17 protein-coding genes and 2 tRNA genes are annotated in these 20,431 nt (G+C 68.9%); 8 read left to right on the forward strand and 11 right to left on the reverse strand.

The window, feature by feature from the left end; all coding sequences use genetic code 11:
• Positions 1 to 87 precede the first annotated feature (87 nt).
• The 4 genes from NQ706_RS06390 to NQ706_RS06405 all read right to left on the reverse strand — a co-directional run bounded on the left by NQ706_RS06390 (position 88) and on the right by NQ706_RS06405 (position 3,967).
• On the reverse strand, positions 88 to 432 hold the full coding sequence (locus NQ706_RS06390) for a hypothetical protein (RefSeq protein ID WP_038566711.1): 345 nt from the start codon (positions 430 to 432) through the stop codon (positions 88 to 90).
• Between the two features lie 26 nt (positions 433 to 458).
• Positions 459 to 2,273 (reverse strand): GNAT family N-acetyltransferase, encoded by a 1,815-nt coding sequence (locus tag NQ706_RS06395; protein ID WP_081873555.1) that lies wholly within the window; start codon positions 2,271 to 2,273, stop codon positions 459 to 461.
• Between the two features lie 123 nt (positions 2,274 to 2,396).
• On the reverse strand, positions 2,397 to 3,593 hold the full coding sequence (locus tag NQ706_RS06400) for a pirin family protein (RefSeq protein WP_038566709.1): 1,197 nt from the start codon (positions 3,591 to 3,593) through the stop codon (positions 2,397 to 2,399).
• 289 nt (positions 3,594 to 3,882) lie between these two features.
• Positions 3,883 to 3,967, reverse strand: a tRNA-Ser gene (locus NQ706_RS06405).
• Positions 3,968 to 4,162: 195 nt separating this feature from the next.
• Between NQ706_RS06405 and NQ706_RS06410 the strand changes: the two genes are divergently transcribed.
• Both NQ706_RS06410 and NQ706_RS06415 read left to right on the forward strand, forming a co-directional pair.
• Positions 4,163 to 4,597, forward strand: coding sequence for a hypothetical protein (locus NQ706_RS06410; RefSeq protein ID WP_006946922.1), 435 nt, complete (start codon positions 4,163 to 4,165; stop codon positions 4,595 to 4,597).
• Positions 4,598 to 4,768: 171 nt separating this feature from the next.
• Positions 4,769 to 5,044, forward strand: a complete 276-nt coding sequence (locus NQ706_RS06415; protein ID WP_006947090.1) for an HU family DNA-binding protein — start codon at positions 4,769 to 4,771, stop codon at positions 5,042 to 5,044.
• Positions 5,045 to 5,208: 164 nt separating this feature from the next.
• On the opposite strand, the gene epsC is transcribed toward NQ706_RS06415, so the two are convergent.
• Together epsC and cysK are read right to left on the reverse strand one after the other, a co-directional pair.
• The gene (epsC, locus tag NQ706_RS06420) at positions 5,209 to 5,808 is read right to left on the reverse strand and encodes a serine O-acetyltransferase EpsC (RefSeq protein WP_050786596.1); all 600 of its coding nucleotides are present in this window, start codon (positions 5,806 to 5,808) and stop codon (positions 5,209 to 5,211) included.
• Positions 5,809 to 5,924: 116 nt separating this feature from the next.
• The gene (gene cysK / locus NQ706_RS06425; RefSeq protein ID WP_006946929.1) at positions 5,925 to 6,857 is read right to left on the reverse strand and encodes a cysteine synthase A; all 933 of its coding nucleotides are present in this window, start codon (positions 6,855 to 6,857) and stop codon (positions 5,925 to 5,927) included.
• A gap of 218 nt (positions 6,858 to 7,075) precedes the next feature.
• Here cysK and NQ706_RS06430 point away from each other — a divergent pair, with 218 nt between their 5' ends.
• From NQ706_RS06430 to NQ706_RS06445, 4 genes are all read left to right on the forward strand, one after another.
• Positions 7,076 to 9,421, forward strand: coding sequence for a (Fe-S)-binding protein (locus tag NQ706_RS06430; RefSeq protein ID WP_038566706.1), 2,346 nt, complete (start codon positions 7,076 to 7,078; stop codon positions 9,419 to 9,421).
• Positions 9,422 to 9,791: 370 nt separating this feature from the next.
• Positions 9,792 to 10,172 (forward strand): hypothetical protein, encoded by a 381-nt coding sequence (locus NQ706_RS06435; protein WP_038566703.1) that lies wholly within the window; start codon positions 9,792 to 9,794, stop codon positions 10,170 to 10,172.
• Positions 10,169 to 10,603 (forward strand): hypothetical protein, encoded by a 435-nt coding sequence (locus NQ706_RS06440; RefSeq protein WP_143181555.1) that lies wholly within the window; start codon positions 10,169 to 10,171, stop codon positions 10,601 to 10,603. The genes NQ706_RS06435 and NQ706_RS06440 overlap by 4 nt, the downstream gene beginning before the upstream one ends.
• Positions 10,600 to 12,075 (forward strand): hypothetical protein, encoded by a 1,476-nt coding sequence (locus NQ706_RS06445; RefSeq protein WP_150112704.1) that lies wholly within the window; start codon positions 10,600 to 10,602, stop codon positions 12,073 to 12,075. Before NQ706_RS06440 ends, NQ706_RS06445 begins: the two co-directional genes overlap by 4 nt.
• Before the next feature lie 194 nt (positions 12,076 to 12,269).
• On the opposite strand, the gene NQ706_RS06450 is transcribed toward NQ706_RS06445, so the two are convergent.
• Both NQ706_RS06450 and dcd read right to left on the reverse strand, forming a co-directional pair.
• Positions 12,270 to 13,433 carry a dienelactone hydrolase family protein gene (locus NQ706_RS06450; protein WP_051805542.1) on the reverse strand — a complete coding sequence of 388 codons (1,164 nt, stop codon included), beginning with the start codon at positions 13,431 to 13,433 and terminating at the stop codon, positions 12,270 to 12,272.
• A gap of 2 nt (positions 13,434 to 13,435) precedes the next feature.
• Positions 13,436 to 14,011: a dCTP deaminase gene (gene dcd / locus NQ706_RS06455; RefSeq protein WP_006947114.1), complete on the reverse strand. Its 576-nt coding sequence runs from the start codon at positions 14,009 to 14,011 to the stop codon at positions 13,436 to 13,438.
• A 200-nt stretch (positions 14,012 to 14,211) separates the two neighbouring features.
• Here dcd and NQ706_RS06460 point away from each other — a divergent pair.
• Positions 14,212 to 14,285 (forward strand) — tRNA-Gly (locus NQ706_RS06460).
• Positions 14,286 to 14,329: 44 nt separating this feature from the next.
• Here the strand turns inward: NQ706_RS06460 and NQ706_RS06465 are convergent.
• Positions 14,330 to 14,968, reverse strand: a complete 639-nt coding sequence (locus tag NQ706_RS06465) for a Fur family transcriptional regulator (protein WP_081873554.1) — start codon at positions 14,966 to 14,968, stop codon at positions 14,330 to 14,332.
• A gap of 134 nt (positions 14,969 to 15,102) precedes the next feature.
• On the opposite strand from NQ706_RS06465, the gene NQ706_RS06470 reads away from it, so the two are divergent.
• Entirely contained in the window at positions 15,103 to 16,950 is a 1,848-nt protein-coding gene (locus NQ706_RS06470; RefSeq protein WP_038566696.1) for an acyl-CoA dehydrogenase, read from the forward strand.
• 171 nt (positions 16,951 to 17,121) lie between these two features.
• On the opposite strand, the gene NQ706_RS06475 is transcribed toward NQ706_RS06470, so the two are convergent.
• Together NQ706_RS06475 and pta are read right to left on the reverse strand one after the other, a co-directional pair.
• Positions 17,122 to 18,357 (reverse strand): acetate/propionate family kinase, encoded by a 1,236-nt coding sequence (locus NQ706_RS06475; protein ID WP_051805537.1) that lies wholly within the window; start codon positions 18,355 to 18,357, stop codon positions 17,122 to 17,124.
• Positions 18,354 to 20,429: a phosphate acetyltransferase gene (gene pta / locus NQ706_RS06480; protein WP_038566692.1), complete on the reverse strand. Its 2,076-nt coding sequence runs from the start codon at positions 20,427 to 20,429 to the stop codon at positions 18,354 to 18,356. Before pta ends, NQ706_RS06475 begins: the two co-directional genes overlap by 4 nt.
• Positions 20,430 to 20,431: the final 2 nt, after the last annotated feature.

Raw genomic sequence — 20,431 nt, forward strand, 5'->3', positions numbered from 1 at the left:
GTGTCACGAAAGCGCGAAATAGCGCGCGTTCGTGACACACCATCCTTGGGTGGGGAGGCGTTTTGAGCCGACACGGCGCTCCGATGGTCAGCAGAACGTGACGCCCGACCCCGCCCATTTGGTGCCGTCCTTGATGAAGGACGCGACGTTGAGCGTCACGGTTGTCGTGCGGTAGCCGTCGACAGTCACGAGGTAACTGAGCGACACGGAGGCCGGGTTGGCGCTGCTCGTGCCGGAGGAGTTCGTGAGTGAGATGCCGATGTACGTGTTGCAGACCTGGGCTGTTGAACTGGCAGGACCACTGCAGCCGCCGTTCGGCGTGCCAGCTGTACCGGAGCCCGCGACGCCGTGCCGCCCGTCAACGCGTAGCTCTTGCCCTGTGATGTACGACGCAACCGTCCCTTTGTGCGCGCTCGACAAGTCGTCCGTCATGCCCCCGAGCCCCCCGCCGTCACGCGTCAGCGCAGGTTCGTCGGCAGCTCCTCGAGCAGGCGCAGCCAGAGCTCCGACGACGTCGGGTAGCTCGGCACCGCGTGCCGAAGGACGCCGATCGGCACCTGGCCGACGATGGCGACCGTCGCCGCGTGGATGAGTTCGGCCGCCTCGTGGCCGACGAACGTCGCGCCGAGCAGGCACCCGGTGGCACGGTCGACGACGATCTTGGCGCTCCCCACACCGTCGTCACGCAGCAGGGCCGTGCCCGCCGCGCTCGCGAACGGCACCGCGACGGTGACGACGTCATGCCCTGCTTCGCGCGCCTGAGCCTCGCTCGAGCCGACCGCCGCGACCTGCGGGTCCGTGAACACGACCTGAGGGACGGGAACGTCACGCGGCGGCGGCGTCTCGTGCGCGCCGGCGAGTCGGGCGCCGAGCACGCGCGCCTCGTACTTGCCCATGTGTGTCAGCGGCGCACCGCCGCCGGCGTCACCGATGGCGTGCAGCCAGGTCGGCAGGCGCCCGGCGCGCACGTCGTCCGCGTTGACGCCGACCGCGTCGAGACCGACGTCGTCGAGGCGAGGGCGACGGCCGGTGGCGAGCAGGAGTTCGTCGGCGACGATCCGCTCGCTGCCCGATTCATCACGTTCGACGGCGAGCGTCACCGGCCCGCCGTGCACGCGACCGAGGCCGGTGTCGGCGGCGCCGGCGCGGCTGGCGTCGGTGATTCGGGTGGCGAGGCGGACGTCGACGCCGGCCGTACGCAGCGCGTCGAGGACGGCCGCGCCGGCGAATGGTTCCTGGTCCGTGAGCAGCGCATCACCGCGCACGAGCATCGTGACGCTGCTGCCGAGGGCGCTCATCCACGTCGCGGCCTCGCAGGCGACGACCCCGCCGCCGACGATGACGAGCCGGTCAGGCACCTCGACGACGCCCGTCGCGTCACGCGACCCCCAGGCGTGCAGGTCGGCGAACATCGGCGGGACGACGGGCACCGAACCCGTCGCCAGCACGAGGGCGACGCCCGCTTCGACGACGGTGCTCGCGCCGCCGTCCGAGCTCACGCTCACCGTCTTCTCGCCGACGAGACGTGCGTGGCCGCGCATGACGTCGAGGCCTGCGCCCGTCGCCCAGTCGAGCTGGGAGGTGTCGTCGTAGTGCGAGACCCACGCGTCGCGGCGTGCGAGGAGCGCCGCGACGTCGAGTTCGGCGGGCCGCAGGCCGGGCAGGTGCTCGCTGGTCGCCCTGACGTCGAGCGGGCGCAGCAGCGCCTTGCTCGGCATGCACGCGTAATAGGAGCACTCACCGCCGAGCAGTTCGCCCTCTATCAGCAGGACGCTCAGCCCACCGTCATGGGCGTACTGAGCGACGTTCTCGCCCGTCGGCCCGCCACCGACGACGATGACGTCGACGCGGCGCACGCCGTCAGGGCCGTCAGACTCGGACGGGCGGTGAGGATCGGTGGCCGCGTCCGGACTGTCGGCGCGGGGCACGCCGTCAGGACCGTTGGGCTCGGCGGGCATGCGTTCGTCCTTCGCCGTGGTCTCGGGTGCGCCGTGGACGAGGTCGACGTATTCGCGGTGACGCCCGATCCAGCCCTTGATGAACGGGCACAGTGGCAACACGTCGTGAGTGCCGTCGGCGCGCACGTCGTCGAGCGCGAACCTCGCGACCTGTGAGCCGACGCCCTTGCCCTCGTAGCTCGGATCCACCTCGGTGTGCGTGAGCACGATGAGCTGATCGGTGAGCTGATATTCGGCGAATCCGGCGAGGGCGTCACCGTCCCACGCCTCGTAGCGGTTGGCGTCGGTGTTCTTCGTCAACGTCAGGTCGGACACGGCGTTCTCCTTCGATGGGGTCGGGCTGAGCGAGTCATGCGACGGGCGGTCCTCGTTGCGGGGCTGGGCATATGGTCGGCGGGTTCGTCGCGATGCGACGTGTGTCGCGTTCGCGAGCCATCGTCACCCTCCGCCGCGCCCGCGACGGTTACGCGGGCGCAGGCGAACCGGGGGCATGGTCGGCGCGGGGATGCGCTCGACGTCGCCGACATATCCCTCGACCGAGCCGAAACGCTCTGCACCCGCCTCGTATTCGTCGCGCGCGAGGACGATCTCGTCGTGGCTGCGGCCGATGAAGTTCCACCACATCACGATCTCCTCCTCGAACGGCGTGCCGCCGAGCAGGATGACGCGCGCGGGCTCATCACCGACGTCGAGCGTCAGCGTCGCGCGGCCTTCGTCGACGCAGCCGAGGTCGCCGCGTTCGAGGCGCGCGCCGTCGAGGGTGACCGTGCCGGTGTCGACGAGGATGCCGTGCTCGAACCCCTCGTCGACATCGAGGGTGACACGCGCGCCCGCGTCGAGGCGCAATTCGGCGCCGAGCAGCGGCGTGTGCGTGACGATCGGCGAATCGGCGACGCCGCGCAGTTCGCCGATGAAGACGAGCGCCGAACCCTGACCGCTCGGTAGCGGCACGCACTCGGGCGCGTGATGTTCGAACGCGCGGTCGCCGTCGCGGGTCACGTCGGGCAGTGCCACCCAGAGCTGGACGCCGTGCAGCGTCTCGGTGCCGGGCGTCGAGACCTCGGAGTGGACGATGCCGTGGCCGCTCGTCATGAGGTTGACCTCGCCGGGGCGGACGACGGCGTGCGCGCCACCAGAATCATGGTGTTCGATGGCGCCCTCGAACAACCACGAGACCGTCTGCAGACCGGTGTGGGGGTGCGGCGGCACGTCCATGCCGACGCCGCGTTCCGGGCCGTAGTGGTCGACGAAGCACCACGCCCCGACGAACGAGCGGTCGCGGTGCGGCAGGGTGCGTCGCACCTCGAGGGCACGCAGCCCGCCGAGCGGAACCTGGCGGGGTGAGAGAACCTGAACGACGCCCTCGACGGGGCGTTCTGCGGTGGGCGCCTCGTTCGCCTGGGCGACGATCGCACCTGCAGGGTCGAGTCCACCGGCGGCCCTGACGTCGGCGTCGGCGCCTGACGTGCGGGCACCGGCGTCGCGGGTAGCGGTTCCAAGAGCGCCGTCGCGCGGGTATGGCGGGTGGGTGTTGTCGCGGACACCGTCGCCCTGGATGCCGGACGGGTAGGCGCCGGCGCCGGCGTGATGCGTGGTGTTGGTGCGGGCGCCTGTGTCCTGGGTGTCGTCGAGCATTTCAGCGCTCCCTGGTGTCGACCGTCAGCCCCGACGAATGGGGCCCTCATGCCACCCAAGCACCCACGGTGTGCAGGAGCAACAGTCGGCCGATCGTTGTGCACGAAAATCGCAGTTGGGTCGCTCTGCACCGTTAGGAGGGAGTGCGTGGGAACCGTCGCGCCGCGCAGGCTCGCTATCGCTCACTCGCGCGTCGCCCCTCCCAAATCCCCAGCATGTCATGCCGCAGGTGAGTAGGACCCCCGCCGGGCGACTTCGTCGCTGGTCCGGCGGGGGTCCTACTCACCTGCGGAGGGCGTGGGATTTGAACCCACGGTTGGTTTCCCAACTCCGGTTTTCAAGACCGGTGCACTCGGCCACTATGCGAGCCCTCCTCGTCGCTGCACCAACCGCGAACACCACGGGCAACGACCCGTCGAGCGCATCGTCATCGATGCTCCCAGCAGGGCCGAACCCAGGCGTCGCACGGCAACCGGGCAACGAGAAACCATCGTAAGGCACTGGCGCGCCAACGCAGATTGGGTAGGCTCGACGGCAAGTTGTCCGTTCACATGAAATGGAGCCACATCATGGGCAAGATCTCCTTCCTCGCCGGCGGCGTCGTCGGCTACGTCCTCGGTACGCGCGCTGGGGAGAAGCGCTACGAGCAGATCAAGAAGCAGGCCGACAAGGCCTGGAGCAACCCTGCCGTGCAGGACAAGGTCACCGCCGCGACGGAGACCGTCAAGGCCAAGGCGCCCGTCGTCGCCGCGGCTGTCGGCCAGAAGGCCGCTGACGTCAGCAAGGACGCAGCGCATGGCGTCGCGAGCAAGGCGTCGGACGCCAAGGACGCGACGACCTCCAAGGCCGCCGACGCGAAGGACGCCGTCTCGTCGAAGACGTCCGGCGGCAAGCACGCTGCGAAGGACGACAGCGACCTGCCCGAGACGATCCACCGCGACTCCAAGGGCGACCTTCACGCCGACACGAGCGGCTTCGGCCCCGGCGGCGAGAAGCTCCCCTGACCCCAACCCACTCGACTCGCCCTGACGCTCGAGGCGCACGACGTGCGAAGAACCCCGCGTCAGGCGCGACATCTCGCGGGATTTCGCGTAGATTCGCAGACAGCGCGGCCTAACACAGCCCTTCGGGTGGCTGTCTCGGCCACGACCAGTCGGATAGAACAGGATTGATTCATGAACCGCAGTGACCTCGCCAGCACCATCGCCCAGCGCACCGGCGTCAGCGTCAAGGACGCCACCGCCGTCCTCGCCGGCCTCAACGACGTCATCATCGAGGCCGTCGGCCGCGGTGACAAGATCCAGCTCCCCGGCCTGCTCACGATCGAGCGTGTCGAGCGCGCCGCCCGCACGGGCCGCAACCCGCAGACGGGCGCCGAGATCGAGATCCCGGCCGGCTACGCCGCGAAGGTGACGGCCGGTTCCAAGCTCAAGGCTGCCGCCAAGGGCTGAACTGCCTGATCTGACGAAGGGGGCCGTTTCACCACATCGGTGAAGCGGCCCCCTTCGTCATGCCTGGCCGCGCGCCAGTCACCCGACAATGTTGCCCGGCTTTCGGGCAATCGATCCCCAGAAACCCGGGCAACATCGAGGTCAGCGCGGGGCAGTGCACACGATCAGATGTAGACGGCAGGGTCGCTGAACGGGTCGTGCTCGACGGCGGGCACCCGCACCTTCGCGGGCACACCGACGGCGACGCCCGTCGCGGGCACATCCTTGACGACGACGGCGTTCGCGCCGACCTGAGCGCCATCGCCCACGACGATCGGGCCGAGGATACGAGCGCCCGCACCCACCGTCACGCCGTCCCCGAGCGTCGGGTGACGCTTGACCTTCGCGAGCGTCCGCCCGCCCAGGTTGACGCCGTTGTAGAGCATGCAGTCGTCGCCGATCTCGCTCGTCTCCCCGATGACGACGCCCATGCCGTGATCGATGAAGAAACGCCGACCGATCGTCGCACCGGGATGGATCTCGACGCCGGTGACGGCCCGCGTCACCTGCGATCCGAGACGCGCCGGCAGCTTCCAGCGGCCGCCGCGCTGCCACATCGCATGCGTGACCCGGTGGCTCCACACAGCGTGCAGACCAGGCGAGGCGAGCGCCATCTCCAACCGCGAACCCCCGGCGGGGTCGCGTGCGAGGGCCGCGTCGACGTCCTCGTTCATCGTCTCCAGCGCAGCCCTTGCACGCGTCAACGGGTTCTTCGCCACCGTCATCTCCTCGAACTCGACTCTCGCCCAACAGCTCTGCTCATCATCGGCGCACCCGCCCGGGGTGCCCGAACGCCGGGGCGCGCGGTGCAGCACCACGCGCCCGGCCGATGAGACGGATGTCAGTCGACGATGCCCTCGAACAGGATCGTCGACAGGTAGCGCTCACCGAAGCTGGGGATGATGACGACGATCGTCTTGCCCTTGTTCTCGGGGCGCGCTGCCACCTGCGAGGCTGCGGCGAGTGCGGCGCCGGACGACAGGCCGACGAGCAGCCCCTCCTGCGTCGCGGCCTTGCGCGCCCATTCGACGGAGGTCTCGGCGTCGATGTCGATGACCTCGTCGTAGATGTCGGTGTTGAGGATGTCGGGCACGAAGTTGGCGCCGATGCCCTGGATCTTGTGCGGCCCGGCCTGACCGCCGTTGAGGATCGGCGACTCAGCGGGCTCGACGGCGATCATCTTCACGTCGGGCTTGCGCTCCTTGAGCACCTCGCCGATGCCGGTGATCGTGCCGCCGGTGCCGATGCCGGCGATGACGATGTCGACGGCGCCGTCGGTGTCGCGCCAGATCTCCTCGGCGGTGGTCTTGCGGTGCACCTCGGGGTTGGCCGTGTTCGCGAACTGGCGGGCGAGGACGGCGCCGTCACGCTCGGCGGCGATCTCCTCGGCCTTCGTCACGGCGCCCTTCATGCCCTCGGCGGCGGGGGTGAGGACGAGTTCGGCGCCGAAGCCCTTGAGCAGCGCGCGACGCTCCTTCGACATCGACTCGGGCATCGTCAGCACGACGTCGTAGCCCTTGGCGGCGCCGACCATGGCGAGCGCGATGCCGGTGTTGCCCGACGTCGCCTCGACGATCGTCCCGGCCGGCTTCAGCTCGCCGGAGGCCTCCGCTGCCTCGACGATCGCCTTGCCGATGCGGTCCTTGACGGAGGCGGCGGGGTTGCTGAACTCGAGCTTCGCCGCGACGGTGACGTCGGGGGCGTCGATGATGCGGTTGATGCGCACGAGCGGCGTGTTGCCGATGGCCTCGGTGACGTTGGCGAGGATGGGCATGAGGGGGCCTTTCGACGGTGGCGGCGCGTCCACTCTCGCCCCAAGGAGGCGAGCAGACGCGGTGCGATGACTGCTTATGACTTTACCAACTCTGCGTTATCTACGTTTATGCCCACGGGCCAGGCAATAGCACACGTGCTCGTTGACTAATTCGAAATGGACACGACATCGCCCCGCCCCCGGGTTACCGGCCGGTAGCCCCGTCTAGACTGGGGCCCATGTCAGCCCTCCAGATCGTCGCCGCAGTGATCTGCGTCGTCATCACCGTCATCGGCGTCTCGCTGCTCGTGCGCGCCGTGGCACAGATGGTGGCGCGGTTCAAGGTCGGCGCACCCGAAAAGCGCACGGACAACCCCGGTGCGCGAACCGTCACGTTGCTGCGCGAGTTCCTCGGACACACGCGCATGTCCCGCCTGCCGATCGTCGCCGTCGCGCACTGGTTCACGATGATCAGCTTCGGCATCCTGTTCTTCACCCTGGTCACCGCCTACGGCCAGATCTTCAACCCCGACTTCACGCTGCCGATCATCGGAACGTTCGCTCCCTGGGAGTGGCTGACCGAGTTCATGGCGTGGACGGGCTTCCTCGGCATCTGCTGGCTCATCTGGAACCGCCGCAAGAACCACCCGGGCCGCTCGGCCGGCAAGGACGGCCGCAAGTCGCGCTTCTTCGGTTCGTCGTTCTGGCAGGCCTACTACGTCGAGTTCACGATCTTCGGCGTCGGTCTGTGCATCGTCAGCCTGCGCGCGCTCGAGTACGCGCTGGGCCGCGTCGACGGCAGCCACCACGCGAGCGTCCTGCACTTCCCGATGACGTTCTTCCTCGGCAAGCCGTTCGAGTCGATCGGCAAGGACGGCCTCGAGCAGCTCATCGTCGTCATCGCCGCGATCAAGATCCTCATCTCGATGGCGTGGATGATCACGATCTCGCTCAACACGACCATGGGTGTTGCCTGGCACCGCTTCCTCGCGTTCCCGAACATCTGGTTCAAGCGCAACGCGGACGGCCGCACGGCCCTCGGCGCCGCGAAGCCGATGATGGTCGACGGCGAGCCGCTCAAGGACGTCGAGGAGCTCGAGCTCGACGAGGACACCGTCCTGGGTGTCGGCAAGGTCGAGGACTTCACGTGGAAGGGCCTGCTCGACTTCTCCACCTGCACCGAGTGCGGTCGTTGCCAGAGCCAGTGTCCCGCGTGGAACACCGAGAAGCCGCTGTCGCCCAAGCTGCTCATGATGACGCTGCGCGACCACTCCGCCGCGAAGGCGCCGTTCCTGCAGGCCGCTGCGGCCGCGTCCGGGCCCGTCGACGAGAAGGGCCTGCCGACGGTCGCCGACCACTCCGGCGTCGACCTGCTGCGCACGCCGCTCATCGGCTCGACCGGCTACGACATCGCAAACCCGCTGACGGCGTACAACCCGGCCGGCGCCACCGCGAACGGTGACGCGGCCGGTGCCATCATCGACGAGGACGTCCTGTGGTCGTGCACGACGTGTGGCGCCTGTGTCGAGCAGTGCCCCGTCGACATCGAGCACGTCGACCACATCGTCGACATGCGTCGCTACCAGACGCTCATCGAGTCCGCGTTCCCGACCGAACTGGCGGGCCTGTTCAAGAACCTCGAGAACAAGTCGAACCCGTGGGGCATGTCGGCGCGGGCTCGCCTCGAGTGGGCCAAGGGCCTGCCGTTCGACGTCAAGGTCATCGGCTCCGACGTCGAATCCGCCGACGAGGTCGAGTGGCTGTTCTGGGTCGGCTGCGCCGGCGCCTACGAGGACCGTGCGAAGAAGACGACGCGCGCCGTCGCCGAGCTGCTGCACACAGCGGGCGTCGACTTCGCCGTCCTCGGTGACGGCGAGAGCTGCACCGGCGACCCGGCACGCCGCGCCGGAAACGAGATCCTCTTCCAGATGCTCGCCGGCCAGAACGTCGCGACGCTGAACGAGGCGAAGGCGAAGAAGATCGTCGTCACGTGTGCGCACTGCTTCAACACGATCAAGAACGAGTACCCGCAGATCGGTGGCGAGTACGAGGTCGTCCACCACACGCAGCTGCTCAACCGTCTCGTGCGCGAGAAGAAGCTGACGCCCGTCGCGGCGCCGGAGGAGTTCGCGCAGCAGCCGAAGGACAAGTCGGGCGCTGCGTCGACGGGCAAGTCGGTCACGTACCACGACCCGTGCTACCTCGGCCGTCACAACCAGGTCTACGCGCCGCCGCGCGAACTCATCGCGTCGCTGCCCGGCGTCGAGTACAAGGAGATGGAACGCTCCGGCGAGAAGTCCTTCTGCTGCGGCGCCGGCGGCGCCCGCATGTGGATGGAGGAGAAGCTCGGCGAGCGCATCAACCTCAACCGCACGAAGGAGGCCGTCGCCACCGGCGCCGACCGCATCGCCATCGGCTGCCCGTTCTGCCGCGTCATGATGACGGACGGCCTCACGGCCGAGCAGAGCGACGGCAACGCGCGCGAAGAGGTCGAGGTCGTCGACGTCGCCAACATGCTGCTCGCCGCGGTGCGTCGCGGTGAGGACACGAAGACCGTCGACGAGGGCGCGACGCAGACCGTCTGAGCCGCCGCACCCGCCCGTCACGGGCACCAGGGTTGACACCCGGGGCGCTTCGTTCCGCTGAGAGATCAGCGGGACGGGCGCCCCGTTCGTCGTTTCATGGGGCGCCTCGGGCGGGGTTTGTTGAGCGAGGTTCGTTGAGCGGGGTTCGTCCATCCGAGTTCGCCTGCCAGGGTTCCGCTACTCACGCCCCCGCCTCGTGCGTCCAGATGCACCCGGGTGCATCTGGATGACGAGGCGGACCGGCGGCGCGGCCTCGTCATCCACAGGCAGTGACGGCCACGGGCCGTTTCGATGCTCTCGGGAGGGCTGATCCACAGGGTCGCGGCGCCCGGGCTGCGCGGGGGCGACGCGCGGACCTAGCGTCGCCGTCATGAGCACTCTCGGAGACGACATCCGGGCGCAGCAGCGGCGAGCCGACCTGCTCTCGAGCGACCTCGCACAGTCCGCCACGGATCTGCGCACGACCATCACGACGACGCAGTGGACGTCCGGTGCGGCCGACCATTGCCGCAGCGTCCTCACCTCGTTCGCCCGCGACCTCGACGCCTGCGGTGACGACGCGGCGTCGTTCGCGACCGACATCGGCCGGCACGCCGCATCGGTCGAATCGCATCAGGCCAGCGTGACCAACGTCGTCATGGCGCCGATCGATCTCGCGCGCGATGGCCTGTCGAAGGTGGGCAAGGCCCTGCACCGCGACGAGAGCGAGGGTCCGTACGACTACTCCCACTACGGCGACTGGCGGGGATGACGATGACGCAGCCGTTCCTGCTCGTGCGAGCCCGTGCCGGGCAACACACGTCGTTGCTCGAGGTCACCTTCGCTGACGGGTTGTTCCGCCTCGCGAGCACCCGGGGCGCGAGCGTCCACGCCGCCGAGGACGTCGTCAGCGCCGTGCTACAGCTCGTCGTCGACGCCCCGCCCGACGCCGACGCCGACCTCGTCGTCATCGGCTGTCTGGACGAGGTCGCGACACCTTGCCTCATCGCAGCGCGCCGAGGCGGCGAGTGGTGCGACGTCGGGTTCGACGACGCAACACGCGACTGGTTCGACGTTCGCGCCGAGGTCGTGGCGGCACTCGTCGGCCTCCATGCGCAATCGGGCGCGCCGAGCGGCTGCCTCGCGGCCGGCGACGCCCAGGATGAGATGCGTCCCGGCGCCGGATGGGAGCACGCCGCATGAGAGTCGACCCGCCCAGCTCGTCGGTGACAGGCACCGTCATCGCGAAGAAGAGCGCCGGCCCGAGCGCCGTCGACGCCAACCTCGCTGATCTGCGCACCCTCGCCGCCGCGCTGACGACGGCGCACGGTGACGCGAGCAGCGCTTCCACCACGAGCCTGTCGATCGGCTGGGGCCTGCCGTTCACCGGGGATGCCCTCTCCCCTGGCACGGCCACGACATGCGCCACGGCGTCACTCGATCTGGCGGCCACCCTGACGGCCACGGCGCTGCGCGCGCAGTTGCTCAGCACTCTCGTGAGCGCCTCGCTCGACGCCTACGAGCTCGCCGAAGCCTGCGCCGTCGCCCACATGAAAACAGCCATCGCGACGTACTCGCTGACGGTGACTCTGGCGAAGATCTCAATGCGTCAGTGGACCGGCAACGCGCCCTCGCCCGATACGACCGCGATGATCGTCGGTGACGTCGTCGCCATCATCGACGCGAGACTGCCGGGTTCGTACGAGGAGAATGTCGCCGGCATCAACATCGGCCTCGTGCGTGCGCTGGGCACTCCGAACCCCGTCACCACCTCGATCGTCAGCGGGCCCGATGCGCCCCGGCCCGCACCCGCAGTGCGCAGCGTCGGCCAGAGCATGGGACGCATCGACGATCTGTACGAGAACGGCAACGACTCCGCCCACATCCAGGTGCAGCGCGTCGTCGACCCGGCCACTGGCCAGGGCCGCTGGATCGCGATGATCCCCGGCACCGCGACGTTCTCCTGGAACGCCCGCACGCCACTCGACGGCTCCGGCAACGTTGCCGCCGCGGCGGGTCTCGTCAGCGGTGGCGAAGTCGCCGTCCGGGATGCCTTGCGCGATGCGATGCGGCGTGAGGGCGTGCTCGGCAAGGGCGAGCCGGTCATGCTCGTGGGTCACTCGCAGGGCGGCATGGTGATGACGAACCTCGCGCGCCGTCGCTCCGACGGTCTCAACGTCACCCACGTCACGACGTACGGTTCGCCGGTCGGGGCCGCCAAGCTCCCTGCGGGGGTGCGTACGCTCAACATCGAGAACTCGGCTGATTTCATCCATCGCATCGACGGGCGGGCCACCGGTGACGGCGACCCTGGACGCGTCCGACTCGTCATCGACGACCCGACGTCGGCGGTGACCGCGAAGGGTTCGACGAGCATCATCGAGCCGCACTCGCACGAGAAGTACCGGTGGAACTACGAGGCCGTCATGGGTCAGGAACGCGGACGCCCCGGCCCGCCGAGCGCCGCCGTCGACTTCGAGACCAGCGCGGCGCCGTTCTTCGAGGGCGAGGCTCGCACCTACCGGTACGACGCCTCGCGCGCTCCCGGCGTCGAAGCAACGCAGAACGCCGTCACGCCGACGCTGACGTGCACGTCCGAGACGACGCACAAGCCGTCACCGACGCCGAACTTCGGCGTCGGCCCCGCCGGGCAGTACCGGGTGACCTCGCCATGACCGCGCCCCTCCGCAATCCCCGTCCCGATCCGCGATTCTTGTCCACATTCGCGATTTTCGTCCATATTCGCCGGGACGCTGCGGCTGCGGCGTCAGGGCCTGGTGGCCGGGCCGACGACCCCGCCGCCGACGGTCTACGTCTCGACGTCCTCCGCACCGGTTGCCGGGATGGCACGGTCGCCCGGGGCGGCACCCTAGAGCAGATGGTCGATGAGGAACCGCGAGGTCTCACGGTGCCATCGGCGCGCCGCCCACAGCATCGCGTGCCAGCCCGGCATCGAGACGAAGCGGGCGTCGCCCCCGAGGGCCGCGACGTCGTCGATGAGCTTCTTCGTCGCGACGGGGTTGGTCACGGTGTCGCGTCGGCCGTGGATGCCAAGCAGCGGGATGGTGCGGAACGTCGCGGGGTCGTAGGCCTCCGCCGCCCACGGCGCGAGCGCCACGACGGCGGCGACGTCCTCGCTGCTCGCGATGTCGAGCGCAACCCGCCCGCCCATCGAGTGACCGGCGATGGCGAGCCGCACGCCCGGGTAGCGATCGCGCAGCTCGCCGAGAGCCCACCGTGTGTCCTCGACGGCCGGCTTCTCCGGCTCGTTCCACCCACGGACGGCGAGGCGCAGCGTCGCACCCCCGATTCGGCCGCGGCTACGACGCTCGACGTCGCGCGCGAACGGCACGATGCGCAGGTAGGCGGGGTCACCGCGACGCATCCGCAGGTGACCTTCGACGGCGCCTCCGTGGACGAACAGCACGATCGCCTCGGGGTGACGCACGCGCGGCATCGTCAGCAACGGACTCGCGACGACGGCCGCACCACCGCGCTTCATCGTCGCCGGACGCGGTGGCGCCTCGACGCTCACGGGGGCGTCGACGACACCCGAACCGTCTTGCGCGGGTGAGTCAGGAGCGGCACCCCCGGCATCGGCTCGCCCGCCGTCGTCGTCCGCCCTGCCGTCATCCTGCCCGTCCCCGTCGTCCTCACCCTCAGGACGATGCACGTGCGGCATGGGCATCGGCGGGTTGGTGGACTCCCTCACTTCGGACTCGCGACGAGTCGTTGCGGCATGCTGCGGTGCCCTCACGGCGTCGGCGTCGTCATCGACGGTGACACCGTCGAGCGCCTCGTCACCGAGTTCGTCGTCGCGCAGCAGCGCATCGGCGGCGTCGGCGGCGAGGCCGACCACTTTGTCGCCGAGGGAGGTCTCGTCGACGGGGGTGGCTTCACCGTCCGGTACGCGCGGAGAATCTGCTTGCCCCGGGGCGACCTCGACCTCGAGCTCGGAGCCGAGACGACGGCTGAGCTCGACAGCCGCGCGCGCCGGCAGCGACGTGACGTCGTCGTCGCTCTCGTCGGCCATCGTCAGACGTCGGTGCGGTGGAAGGAGGAGAAACTGCGGCTCGCGGTGGGGCCGCGCTGGCCCTGGTAGTGCGAGCCGTATTCGGAGCTGCCGTAAGGGTGTTCGGCGGGGGACGTCAGCTGGAAGAAGCACAGCTGGCCGATCTTCATGCCCGGCCACAGCTTGATGGGCAGCGTCGCGACGTTGCTCAACTCGAGCGTCACGTGGCCGGAGAAACCGGGGTCGACGAAGCCCGCCGTCGCGTGCGTCAGCAATCCGAGGCGACCGAGCGACGATTTGCCCTCGACACGAGCGGCGACGTCATCGGGCAGCGTGATCTGCTCGTAGGTCGAGCCGAGGACGAACTCGCCGGGGTGCAGGATGAACGGCTCGGACGCGTCGACCTCGACGAGGCGCGTCAGTTCCGGCTGCTCGGCGGCGGGGTCGATGAAGGGGTACTTGTGGTTGTCGAACAACCGGAAGAACTTGTCGAGGCGCACGTCGATGCTCGACGGCTGGATCATCGACGGTTCGTACGGGTCGAGCACGACCCGGCCGGAATCGATCTGGCTCTTGATGTCACGGTCCGAAAGCAGCACACGGCTACGGTAATCGACGCGCGTCTGCCGCGGCCCCGCTCTCACTCATCGGCGCCGTCGGTGGCGAGAGACCGACACACCGTCCGTCATGACATGCACGTACGGCGCGGACGCGCTAGAGTACGAGGCGCTTGATCGACGCGCCGGACGTTCACCAGGACGGGCGCCGGACAGGCAAGAACCCCGCCGTGGCGGGGCTCGCGAGTGTAGTTCAATGGTAGAACATCAGCTTCCCAAGCTGAATACGCGAGTTCGATTCTCGTCACTCGCTCCAAGCATGTGAAAGGGGCCGGATACGATGGGATCCGGCCCCTTTCGTCATTCTTGCTCGGCCTCGCCGGGACGCGAGGTCGGCTGTGGCTCCTTCGAGCACTGCGCACACCGCCCCAGCAGCGCCCCGTGCTCGGCGTCGAGCGTGAACCCCGTCAGCTCCTTGATTCTTGCGGCGAGTGGCGCGAACTCGGCCACGTCGACGTCGACGAAGCGCCCGCACGTGTCGCACTGCAGGTGCGCGTGGGCGTGAGGCTCGGCCACGTGCCCGGTGACCTCGTGCCCGGCGGCAGCGCCCTCCCCCGAGTCCCCATCCGATGCACCAACATCGGCCTTCGCCCCCTCACGCGCCACGTCGGCCGCCAGGTGGTAGATCGTCGCGCCGCCCGGAACGTGGGTGTGCGTGACGATGTCAGCGTCGACGAGAGCCTGCAGCGAGCGGTAGATCGTCGCGCGGTGGATACCCGGTTCGACCTCGTCGACGAGCGCCGCGACGGCGTCGGCGTCGATGTGACCCGGTTCGCGGCTCAACACGTCGAGGACGGCTCGTCGTCCAGGCGTGACGCGTTCTCCGCGCGCCCGCAGTCGCGCTAGCGCTGCGTCGCGGCGTGTTTCGCTCGGGATCGCGCCCGCGGGCACGTCAGCGTTCGCTGCAGCACCACGTGCGTCAGGGCTTCGAGGGGTCATGCCTCCATCGTCCGGGCTCCCCACCGGCGAGGCAAACCGAGCACTCAGCACAACCTCACGTACTCATGAGTAGACTTACCGGCGAGTAGCGCCTGGATCATCGCGCTGCACCCCTACCGATCTCGGAGGACATCTTGTCTCACTACAAGAGCAACGTTCGCGACCTTGAGTTCAACCTCTTCGAGGTCTTCAACCGTCAGGACGTGCTGGGCACCGGCATCTACGAGGACGTCGACGTCGACGTCGCGAAGGACATCATCGGCCAGGTCGCGAAGCTCGCCGAGGGTGACCTCGCGGCAAGCCTCATCGACTCCGACCGCAACCCCCCGGTCTACGACCCGGAGACCAAGTCGGTCACGATGCCGGAGTCGTTCAAGAAGTCGTACAAGTCGTACATCGACGCCGGTTGGGGCATGCTCGACGCCCCCGTCGAGCTCGACGGCATGAAGGTGCCGCCGTCCGTGCGCTGGTCGCTCGCCGAACTCGTCTGCGGCGCCAACCCGGCCGTCCACATGTTCTCCGCGAGCTACGCGTTCGCGTCGCTGCTGTACTTCATGGGCAACGACGAGCAGAAGAAGCTCGCCAAGCACATCGTCGACGGTGGCTGGCACTGCACGATGGTGCTGACCGAGCCCGACGCCGGTTCTGACGTCGGCGCCGGCCGCACGAAGGCCACGCAGAACGACGACGGCACGTGGAACATCACGGGCGTCAAGCGCTTCATCACCTCGGCCGAGTCGGACATGGTCGACAACGTCGTCCACTTCGTCCTCGCCCGCCCTGAGGGCGCCGGCCCCGGCACGAAGGGCCTCAGCCTGTTCATCGTCCCGAAGTTCCACGTCGACCTCGAGACGGGTGAGCTCGGCGAGCGCAACGGCGCATACGTGACGAACGTCGAGGACAAGATGGGCCTCAAGGTCTCCACGACTTGCGAGGTGACGTTCGGTGACGGTGCCCCCGCCGTCGGCACGCTGCTCGGCGACGTCCACGACGGCATCGCGCAGATGTTCAAGGTCATCGAGAACGCCCGCATGTTCGTCGGCACGAAGGCGATCGCGACGCTGTCGACCGGCTACCTCAACGCGCTCGAGTACGCCAAGGAGCGCGTCCAGGGTGCCGACATGACGACGCCGCAGAAGGACGCGCCGCGCGTCACGATCACGCACCACCCGGACGTGCGCCGCAGCCTCATGCTGCAGAAGGCCTACGCCGAGGGTCTGCGTTCGCTCGTCATGTACACCGCGTGCCAGCAGGACGTCGTCGACCAGGCGACGAAGGGCAACCCGGCCGCCGAGCTCGAGGAGGGCAGCCCCGCCGAGATGGCGGCGCGCCTCAACGACCTGCTGCTGCCCATCGTCAAGGGCGCCGGTTCGGAGCGCGCGTGGGTGCTGCTCGGCACCGAGTCGCTGCAGACATACGGCGGGTCGGGCTTCCTCAAGGAGTACCCGCTCGAGCAGTACGTGCGTGACGCAAAGATCGACACGCTCTACGAAGGCACGACGGCCATCCAGGGCCTCGACTTCTTCTTCCGCAAGATCGTCAAGGATCAGGGTGTGGCCCTCGGCATGCTGCAGAAGGAGATCGAGACGACGATCGGCCAGGCTCCCGAGGCCCTCAAGCGTGAGGCGGGTCTGCTCGCGCAGGCCGCGACGGACCTCAAGGACATGGGTGAGTTCATGTTCGGAGCCGCGATGGGTTCGCTGGAGAAGCCGGCCGAGGCGTACAAGATCGGCCTGACGTCGACGCGTCTGCTGCTCGCTGCGGGCGACGTCGTCATCGGCTGGCTGCTGCTGCGGGCCGCCATCGTCGCGCAGGCCCGCCTCGAGGCGGGCGACGCCGGCAAGGACACCGACTTCTACACCGGCAAGGTTGCCGCGGCACAGTTCTTCGCGCGCACCGTGCTGCCGCGCATGGCGTCGGAGAAGGCCATCACCATCGCCGAGGACGGCTCGCTCATGGACGTCCCGGAGAGCGCTTTCTGATCTGACCTCACCGGTCTCGACCAGAACCGCTGCGGCCCGGCTCCCTCACGAAGGGAGCCGGGCCGCAGCGATTCCGCGACGCCCCACATGACGCGTAGACGCACGATGTGGGGAGATCGCGGGCGCACCGCGACCCACTCGGTGCGCAACTGCAACGAGTGGGGGCGCGCGTCAGGCGTCGATCGCCGCCACCGCGTGACGCGCGATGGCAAGCTCTTCGTTCGTCGGGACGACGCACACGGTCACAGGCGATCCTGCCGCGGAGATGATGCGCGCGTCATGATCGTCGGCGCTGTTGGCGGCTGCGTCGAACGTCACGCCGAGCCACCCGAGACGGCGGCACACGGCCTCGCGGATGGCGGCGTTGTTCTCGCCGACGCCGGCGGTGAACGTGATGACGTCGACGCCCTCGAGCGCCGCCGCGTACGCGCCGATGTACTTGACGAGCCGGTGCACGTAGACGTCGAATGCGAGCTGCGCCGTCTCGTCACCGTCGTCGACGCGCCCCATGAGGTCGCGGAAGTCGCCCGACCCCGTCAGCCCGAGGATGCCCGACTTCTTGTTGAGCAGCGTGTCGATCTCGTCGACGCCGAGCCCCGCGACACGGTTGAGGTGCAGGACGACGGCCGGGTCCATGTCGCCACCACGCGTGCCCATGACGAGGCCCTCGAGCGGCGTCATGCCCATCGACGTGTCGACGGCTCGGCCCCCGTCGATCGCCGAGATCGACGCGCCGTTGCCGAGATGGCAGATGATCTGCTTGAACCCCTCGACGGGACGTTCGAGAAACTGTGCGACCCGCGCCGAGACGTACTCGTGCGACGTGCCGTGGAAGCCGTAGCGACGGATGGCGTGCTCCTTCGCGAGCTTCGCGTCGATCGCGTAGGTGTACGCGGAGGCGGGCAACGTCGAGAAGAACCCGGTGTCGAACACGGCGACCTGCGGCAGGTCGGGAAAGATGCGCCGAGCCGCCTCGATGCCGAGCGCGTGCGCCGGATTGTGCAGCGGCGCAAGGGTTCCGAGGCGTTTGATCTCGTCGAGCACGTAGTCGGTGATCATCTCGGGGCCCGTGAAGTTGCGCCCGCCGTGCACGACGCGGTGACCCACGACGACGACGTCCGCGTCCTCGATCGGCAACCCCGTCTCGGCCATGACCTTCGTCATCTCCTCGAGGGCGACGCCGTGGTCGGCCATGTCGACGTCGTGCGTCGTCTTCTCGCTGCGGTACTCGTGCGTGATCGTGCCACCCGAGTCGCCGACCCGCTCGGCGAGGCCCTTGACGACGAACTCCCCCGTCACCGGGTCGACGATCTGGTACTTGAGCGAACTCGACCCCGCGTTGATGACGAGGACGTTGCCGGCCCCGCCGTCCCGCTCGCTGCTCGGCGCGTGCGCCACGTCGTTCATGCCTTCTCCTCCTGCGCCTGCACGGCCGTGATGGCGATGGTGTTGACGATGTCCTCGACGAGCGCGCCGCGCGACAGGTCGTTGACGGGCTTGTTGAGCCCCTGCAGCACCGGGCCCATGGCGACGGCACCCGCCGAGCGCTGCACGGCCTTGTACGTGTTGTTGCCGGTGTTGAGGTCGGGGAAGATCAGCACCGTCGCGCGCCCTGCGACGGGCGAGTCGGGCATCTTCGACTTCGCGACGCTCGGTTCGACGGCCGCGTCGTACTGGATCGGCCCGTCGACGGCGAGTTCCGGCGCGCGCTCGCGCACGAGTTCGGTTGCGGCCCGCACCTTCTCGACGTCGGCGCCGCTGCCGGAGGTGCCCGTCGAGTACGACAGCATCGCGACGCGCGGCTCGATGCCGAACGCCGACGCCGTCTTCGCCGAACTGATCGCGATGTCGGCGAGTTGCTCGGCGTTCGGGTCGGGGTTGACGGCGCAGTCACCGTAGACGAGCACCTGATCAGCGAGCGCCATGAGGAACACGGAGCTGACGATGTCCGCGTCGGGCGCTGTCTTGATGATCTCGAAGCTCGGCTTGATCGTGTGCGCCGTCGTGTGCGCGGCGCCGCTCACCATGCCGTCGGCGAGCCCGAGGTGGACCATCATCGTGCCGAAGTACGACACGTCCTGCACCGTCTCCCGGGCCTGCTCGATCCTCACGCCCTTCTTCTTGCGGATCTCGGCGTACTCGGCGGCGAACTTCTCGACGAGCTCCTCGTCGTGCGGGGAGACGATCGAGGCGGACGAGATGTCGAGGCCGTTGCTGCTCGCGAGCGCCTTGATCTGCGTCTCGTCACCGAGGATCGTCAGTTGCGCGATGCCGCCGCGCAGCACCTCGTCGGCGGCCTTGAGGATGCGCAGATCGTCACCCTCGGGCAGGACGATGTGCTTGCGGGCGCTGCGCGCGCGATCGAGCAGACGGTGGCCGAACATCAGTGGCGTGACGGCGGCCGCCTCGTCGATGTCGATGGCGGCGAGAAGGCCGTCGGCGTCGATGGCTTCGCCGAACGCACGCAGCGCCGTCTGCTTCTTCACGACACTGCCGGAGCTGAGGGCGCTGCGCGTGCGCGCCAGGGCTGCCGTCGTCTCGAAGGTGCCCGAATCTGTCACGAGGATCGGCACGTCGAGCTTCGTGCCGTCGAGCAGCTGCTGCACGCTCTCCGGCGGGCGATAACCGCCCGTCAGGACGATGGCGGCGAGCCCGGGGAACGTGCCGGACTGATGCGCGAGGACGAGCCCGGGCAGGATGTCGTAGCGGTCGCCGGGGGCGATGACGGTGACGTCCTCGACGAGGCGCGTCAGCACGTTCGGCAGTGACATCGCAGCGACGACGAACCCGCGCGACTCGCGCTGCAGCCACTCGGGATTGCCGCGCCACAGCTCGGCGCCGGCGGCTTCTGCGAGCGCCGCGACGGTGGGTGCGACGAGCAACGGAACCTCGGGAATGACGCCGGCGACGGGCACGGACGCCGTCTCGGCGTCCTTCGTCAGTGCGAGGCGGATGCCGGTGACGTCACCGCTCGTGGCGCGGTTGACGACGATCGCGACGGGCGTCGCGTGCCTCGCGCGCAACTGTTCGCAACCCATGACGGCGACCTGCGCGATCTGCTCGGGGGTGCGCTCGCGCCCGTGGACGACGAGGACGACGGGCGCGCCGAGGTTCGCGGCGACCATGGCATTGATCTCGGCTTCGCGGCCGGTCGAGACGTCCGCGAAGTCGCTGCCGAGCACCATGACGAGATCGGCGTCGGCGGACACCTCGTCAAAACGGGCCAGGATCGTTGCGAGCGAGCCCGACTCGTCATCGTGCATCTGGTCGTAGGTGACGCCGAGCGCGTCCTCGTAGGCTTGGTCGACGGCCGGGTGCGACAGCAGCAGGTCGACGACCTTGTCGCGGGAGCTGGTGGCGACGGGCCGGAAGATCGCGATGCGCCCGGCCTGGCGCGATAGGAGGTCGAGCAGCCCGTAGGCCACGGTGGACTTGCCGGTTTCACCTTCGGCTGAGGTGACGAAGACACTGCGCGTCATGG

The organism is Dermacoccus sp. BD5, assembly GCF_044878485.1.
In the GTDB taxonomy this organism is placed as follows: Bacteria; Actinomycetota; Actinomycetes; order Actinomycetales; family Dermatophilaceae; genus Dermacoccus; species Dermacoccus nishinomiyaensis.

What these genes read in the sequence shown, in the direction of transcription:
- NQ706_RS06430 (WP_038566706.1), top strand. Translation starts at nt 7,076, where the DNA reads ATGTCAGCCCTCCAGATCGTCGCCGCAGTGATCTGCGTCGTCATCACC.
- NQ706_RS06415 (WP_006947090.1), top strand. Translation starts at nt 4,769, where the DNA reads ATGAACCGCAGTGACCTCGCCAGCACCATCGCCCAGCGCACCGGCGTC.
- NQ706_RS06400 (WP_038566709.1), bottom strand. Translation starts at nt 3,593, where the DNA reads ATGCTCGACGACACCCAGGACACAGGCGCCCGCACCAACACCACGCAT.
- NQ706_RS06475 (WP_051805537.1), bottom strand. Translation starts at nt 18,357, where the DNA reads ATGAACGACGTGGCGCACGCGCCGAGCAGCGAGCGGGACGGCGGGGCC.
- NQ706_RS06435 (WP_038566703.1), top strand. Translation starts at nt 9,792, where the DNA reads ATGAGCACTCTCGGAGACGACATCCGGGCGCAGCAGCGGCGAGCCGAC.
- NQ706_RS06410 (WP_006946922.1), top strand. Translation starts at nt 4,163, where the DNA reads ATGGGCAAGATCTCCTTCCTCGCCGGCGGCGTCGTCGGCTACGTCCTC.
- NQ706_RS06450 (WP_051805542.1), bottom strand. Translation starts at nt 13,433, where the DNA reads ATGGCCGACGAGAGCGACGACGACGTCACGTCGCTGCCGGCGCGCGCG.
- cysK (WP_006946929.1), bottom strand. Translation starts at nt 6,857, where the DNA reads ATGCCCATCCTCGCCAACGTCACCGAGGCCATCGGCAACACGCCGCTC.
- NQ706_RS06440 (WP_143181555.1), top strand. Translation starts at nt 10,169, where the DNA reads ATGACGATGACGCAGCCGTTCCTGCTCGTGCGAGCCCGTGCCGGGCAA.
- epsC (WP_050786596.1), bottom strand. Translation starts at nt 5,808, where the DNA reads ATGACGGTGGCGAAGAACCCGTTGACGCGTGCAAGGGCTGCGCTGGAG.
- NQ706_RS06445 (WP_150112704.1), top strand. Translation starts at nt 10,600, where the DNA reads ATGAGAGTCGACCCGCCCAGCTCGTCGGTGACAGGCACCGTCATCGCG.
- NQ706_RS06390 (WP_038566711.1), bottom strand. Translation starts at nt 432, where the DNA reads ATGACGGACGACTTGTCGAGCGCGCACAAAGGGACGGTTGCGTCGTAC.
- NQ706_RS06465 (WP_081873554.1), bottom strand. Translation starts at nt 14,968, where the DNA reads ATGACCCCTCGAAGCCCTGACGCACGTGGTGCTGCAGCGAACGCTGAC.
- pta (WP_038566692.1), bottom strand. Translation starts at nt 20,429, where the DNA reads ATGACGCGCAGTGTCTTCGTCACCTCAGCCGAAGGTGAAACCGGCAAG.